The following is a 17,521-nucleotide window of genomic DNA, read 5'->3' on the forward strand; positions in this document are numbered from 1 at the left end:
CGCGACGTCGCCCGGGGGACCGTCTCGAATGTGGGGAAACATGCGAAAGCTCGCCATAGGCGCCGCCCTGTCCGGCGCCCTGGCCCTGGCCGGCCTGGCCGCGCCCGCCGCGTCGGCGGCCGGTACACCGGACCTGACGTTCTCCGGTGTGACCGTGAACAAGGGCAAGCCGGTCGTGGTCGGCACCGTCAAGGCCGTGAGCGTGCCGGTGTCGTACACCCTGACCCGGCCGAAGAACCTGGTCATCGACCAGGAGAAGACGGTGCAGGCGGTCATCCTCTACCGCGGCACCCTGAAGTCGCTCGACAACGACCTGGGCCCGCGCAGGGCGCCGGTCTGCACGACCACCGCCACGACGGACACGACCGTCACCGAGAGCTGCACCGAGACGATCGTCGCCGCTCCGGACGAGACGCTGTACGAGGCCGCCGACGCCGGCACCTGGAAGGCCGCGGGCCTCTACGCGCACAGCGACGAAAGCGCCTCGGACGACTACCTGCACAGCGAGTCCGACGTCACCCTGTGGGGCAACCTCGCCTCGGCGAAGGTGCAGCGCGCGTCCCGGCTGACCACGGACGCCGCCCCGGAGCCGGTGGCCAAGGGCAGGACGCTGACCGTCAAGGGCAGGCTGACCCGCGCGAACTGGGTGACCGGCACGTACACCGGCTACCGGGACCAGAAGGCGGTCCTGCAGTTCAAGGCGGACGGCGGCGCGTACGCCGACGTCAGGACGGTCACCTCCGGCACCGGGGGCGCCCTGTCCACCACCGTGAAGGCGGGCCGGAGCGGCACCTACCGCTTCGTCTTCGCCGGTACGGCCACCACGGCCGCGAAGACCTCCGCCGGCGACCACGTGACCGTGAAGTAGCCGCCGGTCCGGCACCGTACCGCGACGCCCCCGAGGTAACGACTCCGTTGCCCCGGGGGCGTTGTCTATTGACGCCCCCTTCGTCCTCGGCTTACGTTCCTCCCAACCCAATAGGAAAGTTTCCTAACAGTGATCTCCCGGCGCCCGGTGATCACAACTGGACGTCATGCCCAGGTCACTGAAAAGCTGGGCGGCTGGAAAGGCAGGTGTCGACCCCCATGGCAGGAACCGCCGGTACGCCGGGCACCCCGCGCGTCCTGCGCGCCATGAACGACCGCGCCGCCCTGGACCTGCTGCTGGAGCACGGGCCGCTGTCGCGCACCCGGATCGGCAAGCTCACCGGTCTGTCCAAGCCCACCGCCTCCCAGCTGCTGGCCCGCCTGGAGGCGGCCGGCCTGGTCCGGCTCACCGGCACCAGCGAGGGCCGCCCGGGTCCCAGCGCCCAGCTGTACGCGGTCGACCCGACCGCCGCGTACGCCGCCGGACTCGACGTCACCCCGCACCGCATCCGCGCCGCGGTCGCCGACATCACCGGCCGCACGGTCGGCGAGCACGAACTGCACACCCCCGGCCGGCGCCCCGCACGGTCCGTCGTCCAGCAGGTCACCGACGCCCTCGACGGCGCCGTCAAGGCGGCCGGACTCGCCCGCTCCGACGTGCACCGGCTGGTCATCGGCACGCCCGGCGCCTTCGACCCCACCACCGGGCGGCTGCGCTACGCCTCCCACCTGCCCGGCTGGCACTCCCCCGCGCTGCTCGACGACCTCGCGGCGGCGCTGCCGATGCCGGTCGAGTACGAGAACGACGTCAACCTCGTCGCCCTCGCCGAACAGCGGCTCGGCGCGGCCCGCGGCCACGACGACTTCGTGCTGCTCTGGAACGAGGAGGGCCTCGGTGCCGCCCTGGTCCTGGGCGGCCGGCTGCACCGCGGCTGGACCGGCGGCGCCGGCGAGGTCGGCTTCCTGCCGGTGCCGGGCACCCCCCTGGTCCGGCAGGTCACCAAGGCCAACAGCGGCGGCTACCAGGAGCTGGCCGGCTCCCAGGCCCTGCCGCGGCTGGCCCGGGAACTCGGCGTCCCGGACGTGCCGTCGGGGCCGCACCACGACGTGGCCACCACGCTCGTGGCCCGCGCCGCCGACCACGCGAGCGGCCCGCACCGGGAGCTGCTCCAGGCCTACGCCACCCGGCTGGCCACCGGTCTGGCCTCGCTCGTCTCCGTGCTCGACCCCGAACTCGTCGTCCTCAGCGGCTCCACGCTGACGGCCGGCGGCGAGGTGCTGCGCGCCCTCGTCCAGGCCGAGCTGGAGGAGCTGGCCGCGGCCCGGCCCCGGCTGGTCGTCGGCGACGTCCGCGAACACCCCGTACTGCGCGGCGCGCTGGAGTCCGCGCTCGCCGCCACCCGCGACGAGGTCTTCGACACCTCGCGCTGAGCCCGCCCCCACACCGGCAGCACCTGCCCCTGGCACCTGTCCCCGGGAGACCTCGCCATGCCCACAGCCCTGTCCCGAGCCATACCCACGACCGCCCGAAAAGCGGCTTGTGTCCTGACCGCCTCCCTCGCCCTCCTCGCCACCGCCTGTACCGGCCAGTCCGGCTCGGGCGCCACCGACGACCCCTCGAAGGACACCACGATCACCTTCTGGCACGCCTGGAGCTCGCCGAGCGAGGTGAAGGCCGTCAAGGCCCTGGTCGCCGGCTTCGAGAACGCGCACCCCACCATCCACGTGGACATCGTCGGCAACATGACCGACGACAAGATCAACCAGGCGCTGCGGGCCGGCGGCGACCGGGCCCCGGACGTGATCTCGTCGTTCACCACCAACAACGTGGGCAGGTTCTGCTCCTCGGGAGCGCTGGTCGACCTGAACCCGTTCTTCGAGAAGTCCGGGATCGACCCGGAGAAGACGTTCCCGAAGCCGATGAACGAGTACACCCGGTTCGACGGCAACCGCTGCGCCGTACCGCTGCTCGGCGACGCGTACGGGCTCTACTACAACAAGACGGCGTTCGAGAAGGCGGGCATCGCCGGTCCCCCGAAGACCTGGTCGGAGTTCGAGGCCGACGCGAAGAAGCTGACCGTCCCCCAGGGGAGCGGGTACCGGCAGCTCGGGTTCATGCCGGACTACCACGGCTGGGAATCCACCACCGAGCACTACCTCGGCCAGTTCTCGCCGACGTACTTCGACGAGAACGGCAAGTCGAACCTCGCCAAGGACCCCGCGTTCGAAAAGGGCTTCACGCTCCAGAAGAAACTGGTCGACGAACTCGGCGGGTTCGCGCGGCTGGAGAGGTTCCGCGCCACCCTCGGCGACGAGTGGGGCCCCAAGCACCCCTTCCACACCGGCCAGGTCGCCATGCAGCTCGACGGCGAGTGGCGGCTCGGCATGGCCGAGGCGGCGAAGCCCGGCTTCGAGATCGGGGTGGCCCCGCTGCCCGTCCCGGACGACCAGGCCGACCAGTACGGCAAGGGCTACATCACCGGCACCATCGCGGGAATCGCCGCCACCAGCCGCAAGCAGAACGCGGCCTGGGAGTTTCTCAGGTACATCACCACGGACACGGACGCGGTGGTCGGCTTCGCCAACGACATCCACAACGTGCCCTCCACGCTCGCCGCGCTGAAGTCCCCGAAGCTGACGTACGACCCGCGGTTCAAGACCTTCCTGGACATCGCCGCCGACCCGCACTCCACCACCACGCCCGCCTCGGTCAACGGCGGGGTGTACCTGGTGACGATCCAGGAGTTCGGCTACGACTACGAGAGCGGCAAGGTCACCGATCTGAGGGCCGGGCTGCGGAAGACGGCCGCGCAGATCGACACGGACATCGCGCAGGCCCGGTGATGGGCACCGTCACCCTCGCGTCGAAACGCCGGCGCGCGGCGCTGCGCACCCTCGCCTTCATGTCACCGTGGATCGTCGGCTTCTCGGTCTTCTTCGCCTATCCGCTGATCTCCACGGTCTACTTCTCCTTCATGCACTACGACGGCTTCCGGCCGCCGCGGTGGAGCGGCGGGAAGAACTGGACGTACGTCTTCGAGCACTACCCGCTGTTCTGGCCCGCGCTGCGCAACACGCTGTGGCTCGTCGTGGTCATGGTGAGTCTGCGGGTGGTGTTCGGGCTGGGCGTCGGGCTGCTCATCACCAGGATCAGGACGGGTACGGGTGTCTTCCGCACCCTGTTCTACCTGCCGTACCTCGCCCCGCCGGTCGCGGCGACCATGGCGTTCGCGTTCCTGCTCAACCCCGGCACCGGCCCGGTGAACTCCCTGCTGGAGAAGGCCGGACTGCCGGCGCCGGGCTGGTTCAACGACCCGGCGTGGTCCAAGCCGGCGCTGACGCTGCTGGCCCTGTGGGGCATCGGCGACCTGATGGTGATCTTCATGGCCGCCCTGCTCGACGTACCGGCCGAGCAGTACGAGGCGGCCCAGCTGGACGGCGCCTCGGCCTGGCAGCGCTTCCGGTACGTCACCCTGCCGAACATCTCGCCGATCGTGATGTTCGCCGTCGTCACCGGCGTGATCCAGACCATGCAGTACTACACCCAGCCGCTGGTGGCCGGGAAGGTCGCCTCCGGAGTGATCCAGGGCGCCGGCACCCAGTTCGAGCCCGGCTACCCCGACAAGTCCACGCTCACCCTCCCCCAGCTCGTCTACAACCTCGGCTTCCAGCGCTTCGACTACGGCTCGGCGTGCGTGGTGGCGCTCGTGCTGTTCGCCCTGTCGACGGCGTTCACCGCGCTGCTGATGCGGCGCCGGGGCGGCCTGATCCAGGCAGGTGACTGACGTATGAACCGCCGCAAGGCATCTCTGGAGTGGGTGGCGGTCCACTCCCTGGGCGTGGCAGCCGCGCTGTTCTTCACGCTCCCCTTCGCCTTCGTGTTCCTGACCTCGCTGATGAGCGACAGCCAGGCCCTCAGCCGGGACCTGATCCCGCACACCTGGGAGTGGGACAACTACCGCAAGGTCCTCGACACGCCGGGCTTCCTCACCTGGTGGCGGAACACGCTGCTGTACGCCGGTCTCGGCACCGTGCTGACCGTGGTCTCCTCGGTCCCGGTGGCGTACGCGCTCGCCAAGTTCCGCTTCCGGGGCCGCAACCTGTCGCTCATGCTGGTGATCTCGATGATGATGCTGCCCCCGCAGGTGGTCGTCATCCCGATGTACCTGTTCTGGGCGAAGCAGCTGGACCTGTCCGGCACGCTGTGGCCGCTGATCGTCCCGATGGCGTTCGGGGACGCGTTCTCCGTCTTCCTGCTGCGCCAGTTCCTGATGACGATCCCGAACGAGTACCTGGACGCGGCGAAGGTCGACGGCTGCGGCGACCTGAGGACCCTGCTGCGGGTCGTCCTGCCGATGGCCAGGCCGGGCATCGCCGCCGTGGCCCTCTTCCAGTTCTTCTCCGCCTGGAACGACTACTTCGGCCCGCAGATCTACGCGTCCGAGAACCCCGGCGCCTGGACCCTGTCCTACGGGCTGGAGTCCTTCAAGGGCGCCCACCACACCGACTGGAACCTCACCATGGCCGCCACCGTGCTGGTCATGGCCCCCGTGATCCTCGTGTTCTTCTTCGCCCAGAAGGCGTTCGTCGAAGGCGTCACGCTCACCGGAGTGAAGGGTTAAACCACACATGAAACTCACTGTGGTCGGCGGAGGCTCGACCTACACCCCCGAACTCGTCGACGGCTTCGCACGCCTCAGGGACACCCTGCCCGTCGAGGAACTCGTCCTGGTCGACCCGGCCGCCGAACGCCTGGAACCGGTGGGCGGCCTGGCCCGCCGGATCTTCGCCCGGCAGGGCCACGGCGGCCGGATCGTCACCACCTCCGACCTGGACGCGGGCGTCGACGGCGCCGACGCCGTGCTGCTCCAGCTCCGCGTCGGCGGCCAGGCGGCCCGGGAGCAGGACGAGACCTGGCCGCTGGAGTGCGGCTGCATCGGCCAGGAGACCACCGGCGCCGGCGGCCTGGCGAAGGCACTGCGCACGGTCCCGGTCGTGCTCGACATCGCCGAACGGGTCCGCCGTGCGAACCCGCGCGCGTGGATCATCGACTTCACCAACCCGGTCGGCATCGTCACCCGGGCCCTGCTCCAGGCGGGCCACCGGGCGGTGGGCCTGTGCAACGTGGCGATCGGCTTCCAGCGGAAGTTCGCGGCCCTGCTCGGTGTGGCCCCGGCGGATGTGCACCTGGGTCATGCGGGCCTCAACCACCTCACCTGGGAAACCGGTGTGCGGCTGGGCGGCCCGGAGGGTGAGAACGTCCTGCCGAAGCTCCTGGCCGAGCACGGCGGGGCGATCGCCGACGACGTCCGCCTGCCCCGCGCCCTGCTGGACCACCTCGGTGTCGTCCCCTCCTACTACCTGCGCTACTACTACGCGCACGACGAGGTCGTCCGCGAACTGCGCACCAAGCCGTCGCGCGCCTTCGAGGTGGCCGCGATGGAACGGGAGCTGCTGGCGATGTACGGCGACCCGGCCCTGGACGAGAAGCCGGCGCTGCTGGCCAAGCGGGGCGGCGCCTTCTACTCGGAGGCGGCCGTGGACCTGGCGGCGGCCCTGCTGGGCGCGGGAGGCAGCCCGTACCAGGTGGTGAACACGCTCAACCGGGGCACCCTGCCCTTCCTCCCGGACGACGCGGTGATCGAGGTGCAGGCGGCGGTCGGCCCGGCGGGCCCGGTCCCGCTGCCGGTCCCCGAGCTGGACCCGCTGTTCTCGGGCCTGGTCGCGAACGTGACGGCGTACGAGGAGCTGGCCCTGGAGGCGGCCCTGCGCGGCGGCCGGGACCGCGTCTTCCGGGCGCTGCTCGCCCATCCGCTGATCGGCCAGTACGCCTACGCCGACGCCCTCACCGACCAGCTGGTCGCACACAACCGGGAGCACCTCGCGTGGGCCTGACCGCACCCGCACCCCCGATCGTCCTCGCCATCGACGCGGGCAACAGCAAGACCGACGTGGCCGTGGTCACCGGCGCCGGCGAGGTCCTGGCCACGGCCCGCGGCAGCGGCTTCCGTCCGCCCGCGGTGGGCGTGGCGGCGGCGCTGGACGCGCTGGCGGAGCCGGTGGCCCGGGCGTTCGCGGACGCCGGGGTCGGCTCCGTCGGCCATGTCTCGGCCTGCCTGGCCAACGCCGACCTCCCGGTGGAGGAGGAGCAGCTGGCGAGCGCGCTGCACGCGCGCGCGTGGGGCGCGTCGGTGGAGGTCCGCAACGACACCTTCGCGATCCTGCGGGCGGGCGTCGCCGAGCCGCGCGGGGTGGCGGTGGTGTGCGGGGCGGGCATCAACTGCGTGGGCATGCGCCCCGACGGCCGCACCGCCCGCTTCCCCGCCATCGGCCGTATCTCCGGTGACTGGGGCGGCGGCTGGGGGCTGGCGGAGGAGGCGCTGTGGCACGCGGCCCGCGCGGAGGACGGCCGTGGGAAGCCGACCTCGCTGGCCCGTACCCTTCCCGCGCACTTCGGCCTGCCGAGCATGTACGCCCTCATCGAGGCGCTCCACCTGGAGCACCTCGGCCAGGACCGCCGGCACGAGCTGACCCCCGTCCTGTTCGCCACGGCGGCCGACGGCGACCCGGTGGCCCGGGCGATCGTCACCCGGCTCGCGGAAGAGGTCACGGTGATGGCGACGGTCGCCCTGACCCGCCTGGAGCTGCTGGAGGAGGAGACCCCGGTCCTCCTCGGCGGCAGCGTCCTCACCGCGGGCCACACCCAGCTGGACGACGGCATCCGCACCCTGCTGGCGGCCCGCGCCCCCAAGGCCGACGTCCGTGTGGTGACGGCGAGCCCGGTCCTGGGCGCGGCCCTGCTGGGCCTGGACCGGCTGGGCTCGGACCCACGGGCGCAGGAGCGGGCGCGGAGCCACTGGGAGCCGGCACGGCCCGCCCACCGACCCGGGCACGGGGAGGCACCGGCCTCCCCGTGAGGCGTCAGCCGAAGTGGAGGTCGCCGTTGATGGTGCCGGTCTGGATGACCGGGCCGTGGAAGTCGCCGCCGCTGATGGTGTGCTGCACGGTGCCGCCCCGCTCCGGGGCGCGCCGTGCGTCCTGGACCAGCGCGCGCAGCTCGTCCCGCGCCGCCGGATCGTCGCGCAGCAGGAGCAGCAGCCGCGCCTGCCACAGGGACTCGATCTCGGCGAGGGCCGCCCGGTCACCGTCGGCGCGGGCGACGACCACCGCGCCGCGCGCCTCGTCCAGCTCCCCGGCCGCCGCCCGCGCCTCCTCCTCCCGTCCGCGCCCGAACAGCGCCTGGACCCGGCTCCTGGCCGTGGCCCACGCGTCCCCCGCCATCAGCTGCACCAGGGTCGTCGCCCCGGACACGGCCAACGCCGTCAGCTCGGCCTCCACACCGCCACCTCCGCTTCCGTCGCTCCCCGCCGTTCCACCCCGAACTCCGCTCCCCGGCAGCCTACTTGGCACAGCGGGGAACCGATCCGTCCAGACCGGCGTGTTCATCGGCAAGGGGTGGTGCGTCGGGCGCCGTGCGCCCCCGGGCACACTGCGATCCGATCAAGATCGAGTGAAGGCCGGTGCGGAGGCCAGTGCCGGCGGCGATACTTGGCGGCGAACGGATGACCATGGGGGAGGTCAAGTGACACACCCGCCGAAGAGCGCGGCACCACCGGTGGTGGGCTCCGGTGTGCCCGCCGCCCCCGGCATCCCCGCACAGCCCGGACCCCCCGCGGCCATCGCTCCCGGTGTGCCGCCCGCGCGCCGGACCGCCTTCGCCGAGGGCGTCGAGCGGCTGCGGGCCGCCGCGACGACCGAGCCGGGCCGGCTGCGGATCATCGGCGCCGTACTCGCGCTGCTGGTCGTCACGTTCGGCGTGGTCACCGCCTGGCAGACCAGTGCCCGCTCGGCCGCCGCCGACGACGTCCTGCACCGCAGCCAGCCGCTCAGCTCCGGCGCGGCCGCCATCTACCGCTCGCTGGCCGACGCCAACACCGCGGCCTCCAGCGGGTTCCTCGCCGGCGGCCAGGAGAACGCGCAGTCCAGGGACCGGTACGAGAAGGACGTCCGGACCGCCGCCGCGGGCCTCGTCACCGCCGCCGCCAACGCCGAGCCGGGCTCCGCCGCCGAGGCGACCATCACCCGGCTGAACCGGCTGCTGCCCGAGTACAAGGGCCTCATCGAGCGCGCCCGGACGTACAACCGGCAGGGCTATCCGGTCGGCGGCGCCTATCTGCGGTACGCCAACGAGAAGATGCAGAAGCAGATGCTCCCGGCGGCGGAGGACCTCTACACCACGGAGAACCGCCGCCTCGACGCCGACTACGGCGACGCGACGCCGTACCCGTGGGCGGCGATCACGCTCGGCCTGCTCGCCCTGGCCGCGCTCGGCTGGGCCCAGCACCGCATGTACCGGCGCACCAACCGCGTCCTCAACCACGGCCTGGTCGCCGCCAGCGCGGCGACCACCGTCGCCCTGCTCTGGCTGGTCGTGGGCCACGCGGTCGCCCGCTCCGGCCTCGACGGCTCCTACCAGCACGGGATCCGCTCGCTCAACGTCCTCCACGACGCCCGGATCGCCTCCCTGAAGGCGCGCGGCAACGAGAACCTGAGCCTGGTGGCGCGCGGCGCGGAGACCGTCACGGTCGACGGCAAGCCGTACGACACCTACTACTACGACTTCGACCAGGACATCGCCGTGCTCGGCAAGGGCCTCACCGAGGCGGCGCGGCTCGCCGACGACCAGGGGGGCACCGCACCGGTCAAGGCGGCCGAGGGCAACATGGCCGTGTGGAAGCAGCGACACGCCGAGGCCCGCAGCGAGGACGAGAACGGCAACTACCAGCAGGCGCTGGACAAGGTGATCGGCGCGAAGGGCGCGACCGCCGAGTGCTTCGACGGCGTCGACCGCAGTCTCGCCCGGGCCATCGAGCATGAGCGGGCCGAGTTCCAGCAGGCCGCCGGGGACGGCCGGGACGCCATGACCGGGCTGCCGGTGGGCGTCGCCGTCCTCGCGGTGCTGGGCGCGGCCGGCGCCGTCGCCGGCATCGGCCGCAGACTTTCGGAGTACCGGTGACAGGGGGCAAGGTGATGGACGTGAGCCGCGCACGGCCGTCCCTGCGGGGCTGGGGCGGGGTCGCCGCGATGGCGGTGCTGTGCGCGGTGGCGCTGGCGTTCGCCCTGCTGCTGCCGTGCACCCAGCGGGCGCCGCGGGCCCCGGAGCGGGCCGGGCAGAAGACGGCCACCGGCATCCAGGCCCGCGCCGACCGCTGCGTGGACGCCGACGCGCACCGGCAGACGCTCGCCCCGTCCGGTGCGGACGGCACGACGATCGACGCCATCAAGGCCCGTACGGGCGCCAAGCGCAAGCTGGTCGTCGGCGTCGACCAGAACAGCTACCGCTGGGGCTACCGCAACCCCAACACCGAGGGCGCGCGCCTGGAGGGCTTCGACATCGACCTCGTGCACCGGATCGCCGAGGACATCCTCGGGGACGCCGACGCGGTGCAGTTCAAGGCGATCCCGACCAGCCAGCGCATACCGGCGATCGAGGACGGGCGCGTCGACATGGTGGTGCGCACGATGACGATCACCTGTGCCCGGCTGCGGCAGGTCGCGTTCTCCGCGCCCTACTTCAAGACCGGTCAGCAGGTCCTCGCGCCGAAGTCGTCCTCGATCACGGGCTACGACGACTCGCTGGCGCACAAGCGGGTGTGCACGGCGGCCGGTTCGACCGCGCACGCCAAGCTGGCCGCCGACCGCACGGCGGGCCGGCTGCCCGCCTCCACCGACATCTCCGCCACCGTCCCGAACCAGCTGGACTGCCTGGTGCGGCTGCAACTCGGCGAGGTGGACGCGGTGGTGACCGACGGCGCGCTCGCCGCGAGCCAGGCCGCGCAGGACCCGACGGTCGAACTCAAGGGCAAGGCCTTCACGACCGAGTACTACGGAGTGGCGATGAAGAAGGACGCGAACGATCTGGTGCGCCGGGTCAACCGCGTCCTGGTGGACTACCGCGCCCAGGGCTGGCAGACGTCGTACGACGACTGGCTGTCGGCGACACTGGGCAAGGATTCCGCCGCGTCGAAACCGCCCGCGCCGCAGTACCTGCGCGGCAGTTGAGCCGCACCCGACCGGAACAGACAGCAAGCGAGAGGTGATCGATGGGCGTCACGGACCCCGCCGGGCCGGTGATGGACCGGGACGAGGTGGACCGTGCGCTGGCGCGGCTCGGCCAGGAGCACGAGGCGATCGAGACCTCGCTGCTGGCCCTGCAGGACCACGCGGGCCGCAGACTCCTCGAAGGCGCCGACCTGACCGGCGTCACCAGGGAACGCTGGCAGGCCACGGAGGCGCGGATCACCCGGTTGTGGGCGTACTTCGACGCCTACACGGCCGCGCTGCGCGGCGCCCGGGAGATCCGCGCGCGGCGCCGCTGGTCCAGCCGGGAGGACCTGGCGGAGCTGACCGGGCTGCTGCGCGGCGAGTCCGTGACCGTGCCCGGCGGGGGCACCGGCCGGCTCAGCGAGACGTACTCGCTGTCCACGCTGGTGGACCGGATGAACGAGCTGTACGCGACGAGCCTGGACGTGATCGTCGCCGCCGACGCGGTGTGGTCGGCGCTGCCCGCGCGGATCGATTTACTCGCCGCGGAACTCCAGCGCACCCGGGGCCTCGCGCACTCCGTCGGGGTCCGCCCCGGCGAGCACCCGGCCGGTGACGACCTGGAGCGGATCACGCGCACGCTGACCCAGCTGCGCGAGGACGTCGTCCGCGACCCGCTCGCCTTCTGGGTGCCGGCCGAGGGCAGTTCGGCGCCCGGCGGCGGACGTCCGGACACGACGGTGTACGACCGTGAGGCGCGCGCCCTGGAGGACGTGCGGCGGGAGATCGACGCCGTGCTGACGGTGCGCCAGGACGCGGAGGCGCGGCTGATCCGGCTGCGGGACGTGCTCTCGCGCGCGGACCGCACCCTCGCCGAGGCCCGTACCGCGCGCGGCGAGGTGCTCGCCAAGATCGCCGCGACCGAGGTGCCGGTGGTGAGCGGCCCGCCGACCGCGCTGCAGGAGCAGCTGGCGACCGCGGCCGAGTACCGCAGGCAGGCCCAGTGGCACCGGCTCTCCCCGCTGCTGGAGTCGCTGGAGGAGAAGGCCGAGGACGAGCTGCTGCGCGCCCGCGAGTCGCTGACCGCGGTCACCGCGCCGCTCGCGGTCCGCGCCGAGCTGCGCGGCCGGCTCGACGCCTACAAGGCGAAGGTGGCCCGGCACGGCCTCGCCGAGGACCCGCTGCTGGTCGAGCGGTACGACGCGGCCCGTCGCATGCTGTGGAGCGCGCCCTGCGACCTGCGGGTGGCGGAGCAGGCCGTGCTGCGCTACCAGCAGACGGCGGCCGAACTCCTCGGCGGCGCGAACGCTCCGGAGGACCGCAAGGGGGACGCGTCATGAGTCAGCCGGGGCAGACCTGCCAGCGGCCGGGCTGCGCGGGGACGTACGAGGACGTCGGCGGCGGCGAGCTGTACTGCGACACGTGCGGGCTCGCCCCCGTGGTCTCGGCCGGGGCTCCCCCCGCCGGGGGAGGCATGGTGGCCTCGCCTGCCACCGGGATCACCAAGGGCGCCTCCGAGAGCGGCAGTTCGCGCAGCGCGCGGACGTCCTCGCAGTCGTCGAGGTCGCGCCGCTCGGTGTCCGGGCGGCTCTCCCGGTCGCTGTCGGGGAACTCCACGGGCCGCTCGGTGTCGGTGCGCAGCTCCGGTTCCTCGTCCGGGACCTCCTCGCGCGGCCGGCTGGGCGCCGGACTGGTCTCGGTGCCGCAGGTGCCGCGGCCCGACCCGCGCGCGATGGTGCTGGAGAACCCGGAGGTGCCCGAGCGGAAGCGGTTCTGCTCGCGCGCGGACTGCGGGGCTCCGGTGGGCCGGGCCCGGGGTGAGCGGCCGGGCCGCACGGAGGGGTTCTGCACCAAGTGCGGGCACCCCTACTCCTTCGTGCCCAAGCTGAAGGCCGGGGACATCGTGCGCGGCCAGTACGAGGTGGCGGGCTGCCTCGCGCACGGCGGGCTCGGCTGGATCTACCTCGCCGTGGACCGGGCCGTCTCCGACCGCTGGGTCGTCCTGAAGGGCCTGCTGGACACCGGTGACGAGGACGCGATGGCCGCGGCGATCTCCGAGCGGCGGTTCCTCGCGGAGATCGAGCACGCCAACATCGTGCGGATCTACAACTTCGTGGAGCACCTGGACCAGCGCACCGGCTCCCTCGACGGCTACATCGTCATGGAGTACGTCGGCGGCAAGTCCCTGAAGGAGATCGCCAACGCCCGCCGGGCGCCCGACGGCCGGCGCGACCCGCTGCCGGTGGAACAGGCGTGCGCGTACGGCATCGAGGCGCTGGAGGCCCTCGGCCACCTGCACAGCCGCAACCTCCTCTACTGCGACTTCAAGGTCGACAACGCCATCCAGACCGAGGACCAGCTCAAGCTGATCGACATGGGCGCGGTCCGCCGCATGGACGACGCCGAGTCCGCGATCTACGGCACGGTCGGCTACCAGGCCCCGGAGGTCGCCGAGTCCGGCCCGTCGGTGGCCAGCGACCTGTACACGGTGGGCCGCACCCTCGCGGTGCTCACCTTCGACTTCCAGGGCTACACGAACGTCTACGCCGACTCCCTGCCCGACCCCGACGGCATCGAGGTCTTCCGCCGGTACGAGTCCTTCTACCGGCTCCTGGTCCGCGCCACCGACCCCGACCCGGCCCGCCGGTTCGCCTCCGCGCAGGAGATGGCCGAGCAGTTGACGGGGGTGCTGCGGGAGGTCGTCTCGCTCCAGTCCGGGCAGGCGCGGCCCGCGCTGTCGACGCTGTTCGGGCCCGAGGTGAAGGTCACCGACACCGAGCTGTTCCCGCGGCTGGACGGGGATGTGTCCCGGCTGGGGACACGCCCGGTGGGGAGGGCGCCCGCCGTCCCCGCCTCGCTCCCGCCGGCGCTGGTCGAGCCGGTCGGCACCGCGGCCGCCGCGCTGGCCCTGCCGGTGCCGCTGGTCGACCCGGCCGACCCCAACGCCGGTTTCCTCGCGGGCCTGATGGCCTCCGCGCCGGCCGAGCTGATGACCGCGCTGGCCGCGGCGCCCGTGCAGACCGTGGAGACCCGGCTCAGGCAGATCCGCGCCCGGCTGGAGAGCGGCGACCACCAGGGCGCGCTGATGAGCCTGGCGAAGCTGGACGAGGAACAGCCGGACGACTGGCGGGTGGTGTGGTACCGGGGTGTGGCCGCGCTGGTCACCGGGGACTTCGAGGGTGCCGCGCTCGCGTTCGACGCGATCTACGACGCCTTCCCCGGTGAGGCCGCGCCCAAGCTGGCGCTCGGCCTGTGCGCCGAGGTTCTGGGCCAGCTGGACAACGCGGCCGAGTACTACCGCCTGGTGTGGTCGACCGATCCGGCCTTCGTGAGCGCCGCGTTCGGGCTGGCCCGGGTGCGGCTCGCGGCCGGGGACCGCGGCGGCGCCGTACGGACGCTGGAGTCGGTGCCGGAGTCCTCCATCCACTACACGGCCGCCCGGGTCGCCGCCGTCCGGGCCCGGCTGAGACAACGCACCGCGGGCGCGGGTGACGTACCGTTCCTGGACGACCTGACGGCCGCCGCCGGTCAGGTCGAGGTGCTCCAGGCGTACGGCCTGGATCCGGCGCGGCGCGAGCTGTTGTCGGCGGAGGTGCTCGGATGTGCGCTGGACTGGATACTCTCCGGGGGCCAGCGCACCGGGTCCGCCGCCGGCGGCCGGGTGCTGCTGGGCAGCGGTCTGGACGAGCGGAGTCTCCGCTTCGGCCTGGAGCGCGCCTACCGCACGCTGGCCCGGCTGGCGCCCGGCGGCAAGGAGAGGATCGAGCTGGTGGAACGGGCCAACCGTTACCGCCCCCGGACGTGGGTGTAGTCGATGTCGCAGATGCCCCGGCAGGCCGCACTGCCCAAGTGCCCGAGCTGCACGGAGCCCGTGGAGCCGGGTGACCTGTTCTGCGGAGCGTGCGGATACGACCTTTCGGCGGTGCCCGCTCCGCCGCAGGACCATCCGACGCTGACCATGACCGGTTCCGCGGGAGCGGACGACGGCACGGCCTGGCCCGATCCCGGCCCGGCCGGCTCCGACATGCCGTCGGCGGCGCACCTGCCGACGGACCTGCCCGGCACCGACTCGGGTGACACGCCGCTGCCCGGGCACGAGTCCGGCGCCGGGCGGTCCCCCGGTTCCGGGGTGCGGTTCGACCGGCCGGACGAGCCGGACGAGTACCCGCTGCAGGCGCCGGACCCGCGGCTGACCGCCGCCCCGGCCGAGCCCGCGCAGCTCTGCGTGGCCTGCCGGACGGGCCGGGTGGACAGCGACGGCTACTGCGAGAACTGCGGGCACGCCCAGCCGCGCGAACGCGACCACGTGGAGCGGGAGTCGGGCCCGGTGGCCGCCGTCAGCGACCGCGGGCTGCGCCACCACCGCAACGAGGACGCCTTCGCCGTCGGCCACACCACGCTGCCCGACGGCACCCCGGCCGCGGTGGCGATCGTGTGTGACGGCGTGTCCTCCGCGACCCGCCCCGACGACGCGTCCCTGGCCGCGTCCCAGGCGGCCGGTGACACCCTGCTGGCCGCGCTGCCGCGCGGCACCCACCCGCAGGCGGCCATGCACGAGGCGATCGTCGCCGCCTCGCAGGCCGTCAACGCGCTCGCGGAGGAGCCCGCCACGGCCCGCGAGCACGCCCCGCACCAGAACGCGCCGGCCTGCACGATCGTCGGCGCGATCGTCACCTCCGGGCTGCTGGTCGTCGGCTGGGTCGGCGACAGCCGGGTCTACTGGGTGCCCACCGACCGCACCGCGCCGCCCGCCCGGCTCACCGAGGACGACTCGTGGGCCGCGCAGATGGTCGCCGCCGGCCTGATGAGCGAGGCCGAGGCGTACGCCGACGAGCGGGCCCACGCGATCACCGGCTGGCTCGGCGCGGACGCCTACGAACTGGAGCCGCACACCGCCGCGTTCAAGCCGGACCGGCCCGGTGCCGTCGTGGTGTGCACCGACGGGCTGTGGAACTACGCCGAGTCGGCCGAGGAGATGTCCGAGGTCGTCCCCGCGGACGTGGCGGACCGCCCGCTGCACGGCGCCCGGGTGCTGGTGGGGCACGCCCTGGACGGTGGGGGCCACGACAACGTAACAGTGGCGGTCCTGCCGTTCCCGGTGCCGCCGCAGGGGGCAGGATCGGCCTGAGGGCCGTACCCGACCGGGGGGATACGGCACGGGGAAGCCGCGGCGGACCGGAGGGGACCGGTCCGCCGACAGTCATCGCCTCGTGTGAGCGAGGTGTCCGAGGGGGATGCGATCAAGCATGGCCAACTTCGCGAAGTCGAACGTGCCACGGTTCTCGGTGGACGTCTACCAGAACGAGTACCTGCCCGAGGGCGGCAGCGAGGTCAACGCCGTCGTCACCGTGACCGCGACCGGCGGCGGCACCATCGGCAGCGCGGTCTCCGCGCCCGTCCACGCGCCGGGCCGGCAGCCCTCCGCCGCGGTCGCGATCATGGTCGACTGCTCCGGCTCGATGGACTACCCGCCGGCCAAGATGCGGGGCGCCCGCGACGCCACGGCCGCCGCGATCGACGCCCTGCGCGACGGCACCCGGTTCGCGGTGATCGGCGGTACGCACGTGGCCAAGGAGGTCTATCCGGGCGGCGGGCGGCTCGCGGTCGCCGACGCCACCACCCGTGAGCAGGCCAAGCAGGCGCTGCGCCGGCTGAGCGCGGGCGGCGGTACGGCCATCGGCACCTGGCTGCGGCTCGCCGACCGGCTGCTGTCCGCGGCGGACGTCACCATCCGCCACGGCATCCTGCTCACCGACGGCCGCAACGAACACGAGTCACCGCAGGAGCTGCGGGCCGCGCTGGACGAGTGCGCGGGGCGGTTCACCTGTGACGCGCGGGGCGTGGGCACCGACTGGGAAGTGAAAGAAGTCACAGGGATCGCCTCGGCGCTGCTCGGCACCGCCGACATCGTCGCCGACCCGGCGGGCCTCGCCGCGGACTTCACGCGGATGATGGAGACGGCGATGGGCAAGGAGGTCGCCGACGTCCTGCTGCGGGTGTGGACGCCGGTCGGCACGACGATCCGGTTCGTCAAGCAAGTCGCGCCCACCGTGGCGGACTTGACCGCCCGCCGCACCGAGGCCGGACCGCGCGCCGGGGACTACCCGACCGGCTCCTGGGGGGACGAGTCCCGCGACTACCACCTGTGCGTGACGGTCCCGCCGGCCGGGCTCGGCCAGGAGATGCTCGCCGCCCGGGTGTCGCTCGTCGTCCCGCAAGCGGACGGTTCGGTGCAGAACCTCGGCGCTCAGGGTCTCGTACGGGCGGTGTGGACCGACGACATGGCCGCCTCCACCTCGATCAACCCCCAAGTCGCGCACTACACCGGGCAGGCCGAACTGGCGCAGGCCATCCAGAAGGGTCTCGACCTTCGCAAAGCGGGCGATTTCGATGGAGCAACGGCCAAACTGGGGCGCGCTGTTCAGCTCGCGAGCGCCTCGGGGAACGCCGATACTGCGAAACTGCTTGCGAAGGTGGTGGACGTGGTCGACGCCGCGACAGGTACTGTGCGGTTGAAGACGAGGGTCGCCGAGGCGGACGAGATGACGCTGGAGACCCGGTCCACCAAGACTGTTCGTGTAAAGAAGTGACCCTTGGAAGCGTAGGAGAA

The 17,521-nt window shown here is 72.9% G+C and carries 14 protein-coding genes; 13 read left to right on the plus strand and 1 reads right to left on the minus strand.

The window, feature by feature from the left end:
- Positions 1–40: 40 nt before the first annotated feature.
- The 7 genes from IEZ20_RS02125 to IEZ20_RS02155 all read left to right on the plus strand — a co-directional run bounded on the left by IEZ20_RS02125 (position 41) and on the right by IEZ20_RS02155 (position 7,784).
- Positions 41–868 (plus strand): hypothetical protein, encoded by an 828-nt coding sequence (locus tag IEZ20_RS02125; protein WP_189294318.1) that lies wholly within the window; start codon positions 41–43, stop codon positions 866–868.
- Between the two features lie 218 nt (positions 869–1,086).
- Positions 1,087–2,298: an ROK family transcriptional regulator gene (locus IEZ20_RS02130; RefSeq protein WP_189294319.1), complete on the plus strand. Its 1,212-nt coding sequence runs from the start codon at positions 1,087–1,089 to the stop codon at positions 2,296–2,298.
- A gap of 57 nt (positions 2,299–2,355) precedes the next feature.
- Positions 2,356–3,711 carry an ABC transporter substrate-binding protein gene (locus IEZ20_RS02135; RefSeq protein ID WP_189294320.1) on the plus strand — a complete coding sequence of 452 codons (1,356 nt, stop codon included), beginning with the start codon at positions 2,356–2,358 and terminating at the stop codon, positions 3,709–3,711.
- Positions 3,711–4,652, plus strand: a complete 942-nt coding sequence (locus IEZ20_RS02140) for a carbohydrate ABC transporter permease (RefSeq protein ID WP_189294321.1) — start codon at positions 3,711–3,713, stop codon at positions 4,650–4,652. Before IEZ20_RS02135 ends, IEZ20_RS02140 begins: the two co-directional genes overlap by 1 nt.
- A gap of 3 nt (positions 4,653–4,655) precedes the next feature.
- Complete coding sequence (locus IEZ20_RS02145; RefSeq protein WP_189294322.1) at positions 4,656–5,489, plus strand: carbohydrate ABC transporter permease; 834 nt, start codon at positions 4,656–4,658, stop codon at positions 5,487–5,489.
- Positions 5,490–5,496: 7 nt separating this feature from the next.
- Complete coding sequence (locus IEZ20_RS02150) at positions 5,497–6,762, plus strand: 6-phospho-beta-glucosidase (RefSeq protein ID WP_189294323.1); 1,266 nt, start codon at positions 5,497–5,499, stop codon at positions 6,760–6,762.
- A complete protein-coding gene (locus tag IEZ20_RS02155) occupies positions 6,753–7,784 on the plus strand; it encodes an N-acetylglucosamine kinase (protein WP_189294324.1) in 1,032 nt (343 codons plus the stop codon). Before IEZ20_RS02150 ends, IEZ20_RS02155 begins: the two co-directional genes overlap by 10 nt.
- Positions 7,785–7,788: 4 nt before the next feature.
- On the opposite strand, the gene IEZ20_RS02160 is transcribed toward IEZ20_RS02155, so the two are convergent.
- Positions 7,789–8,205 carry a hypothetical protein gene (locus tag IEZ20_RS02160; protein WP_189294325.1) on the minus strand — a complete coding sequence of 139 codons (417 nt, stop codon included), beginning with the start codon at positions 8,203–8,205 and terminating at the stop codon, positions 7,789–7,791.
- Between the two features lie 244 nt (positions 8,206–8,449).
- Between IEZ20_RS02160 and IEZ20_RS02165 the strand changes: the two genes are divergently transcribed.
- The 6 genes from IEZ20_RS02165 (at position 8,450) to IEZ20_RS02190 (ending at position 17,501) form a co-directional block, all read left to right on the plus strand.
- A complete protein-coding gene (locus IEZ20_RS02165; RefSeq protein WP_373303876.1) occupies positions 8,450–9,883 on the plus strand; it encodes a GlnX family signal transduction membrane protein in 1,434 nt (477 codons plus the stop codon).
- Between the two features lie 14 nt (positions 9,884–9,897).
- On the plus strand, positions 9,898–10,929 hold the full coding sequence (locus tag IEZ20_RS02170; RefSeq protein WP_189294326.1) for a glutamate ABC transporter substrate-binding protein: 1,032 nt from the start codon (positions 9,898–9,900) through the stop codon (positions 10,927–10,929).
- Positions 10,930–10,970: 41 nt separating this feature from the next.
- On the plus strand, positions 10,971–12,251 hold the full coding sequence (locus tag IEZ20_RS02175) for a coiled-coil domain-containing protein (RefSeq protein WP_189294327.1): 1,281 nt from the start codon (positions 10,971–10,973) through the stop codon (positions 12,249–12,251).
- Entirely contained in the window at positions 12,248–14,722 is a 2,475-nt protein-coding gene (locus IEZ20_RS02180; RefSeq protein WP_189294328.1) for a serine/threonine-protein kinase, read from the plus strand. The genes IEZ20_RS02175 and IEZ20_RS02180 overlap by 4 nt, the downstream gene beginning before the upstream one ends.
- 3 nt (positions 14,723–14,725) lie before the next feature.
- Positions 14,726–16,039 (plus strand): PP2C family protein-serine/threonine phosphatase, encoded by a 1,314-nt coding sequence (locus IEZ20_RS02185; RefSeq protein ID WP_189294329.1) that lies wholly within the window; start codon positions 14,726–14,728, stop codon positions 16,037–16,039.
- Between the two features lie 118 nt (positions 16,040–16,157).
- Complete coding sequence (locus IEZ20_RS02190) at positions 16,158–17,501, plus strand: vWA domain-containing protein (RefSeq protein ID WP_189294639.1); 1,344 nt, start codon at positions 16,158–16,160, stop codon at positions 17,499–17,501.
- The last annotated feature ends 20 nt before the right edge of the window (positions 17,502–17,521 follow it).

The sequence above is a fragment of the Streptomyces cinerochromogenes genome (genome assembly GCF_014648635.1).
In the GTDB taxonomy this organism is placed as follows: domain Bacteria; phylum Actinomycetota; class Actinomycetes; order Streptomycetales; family Streptomycetaceae; genus Streptomyces; species Streptomyces cinerochromogenes.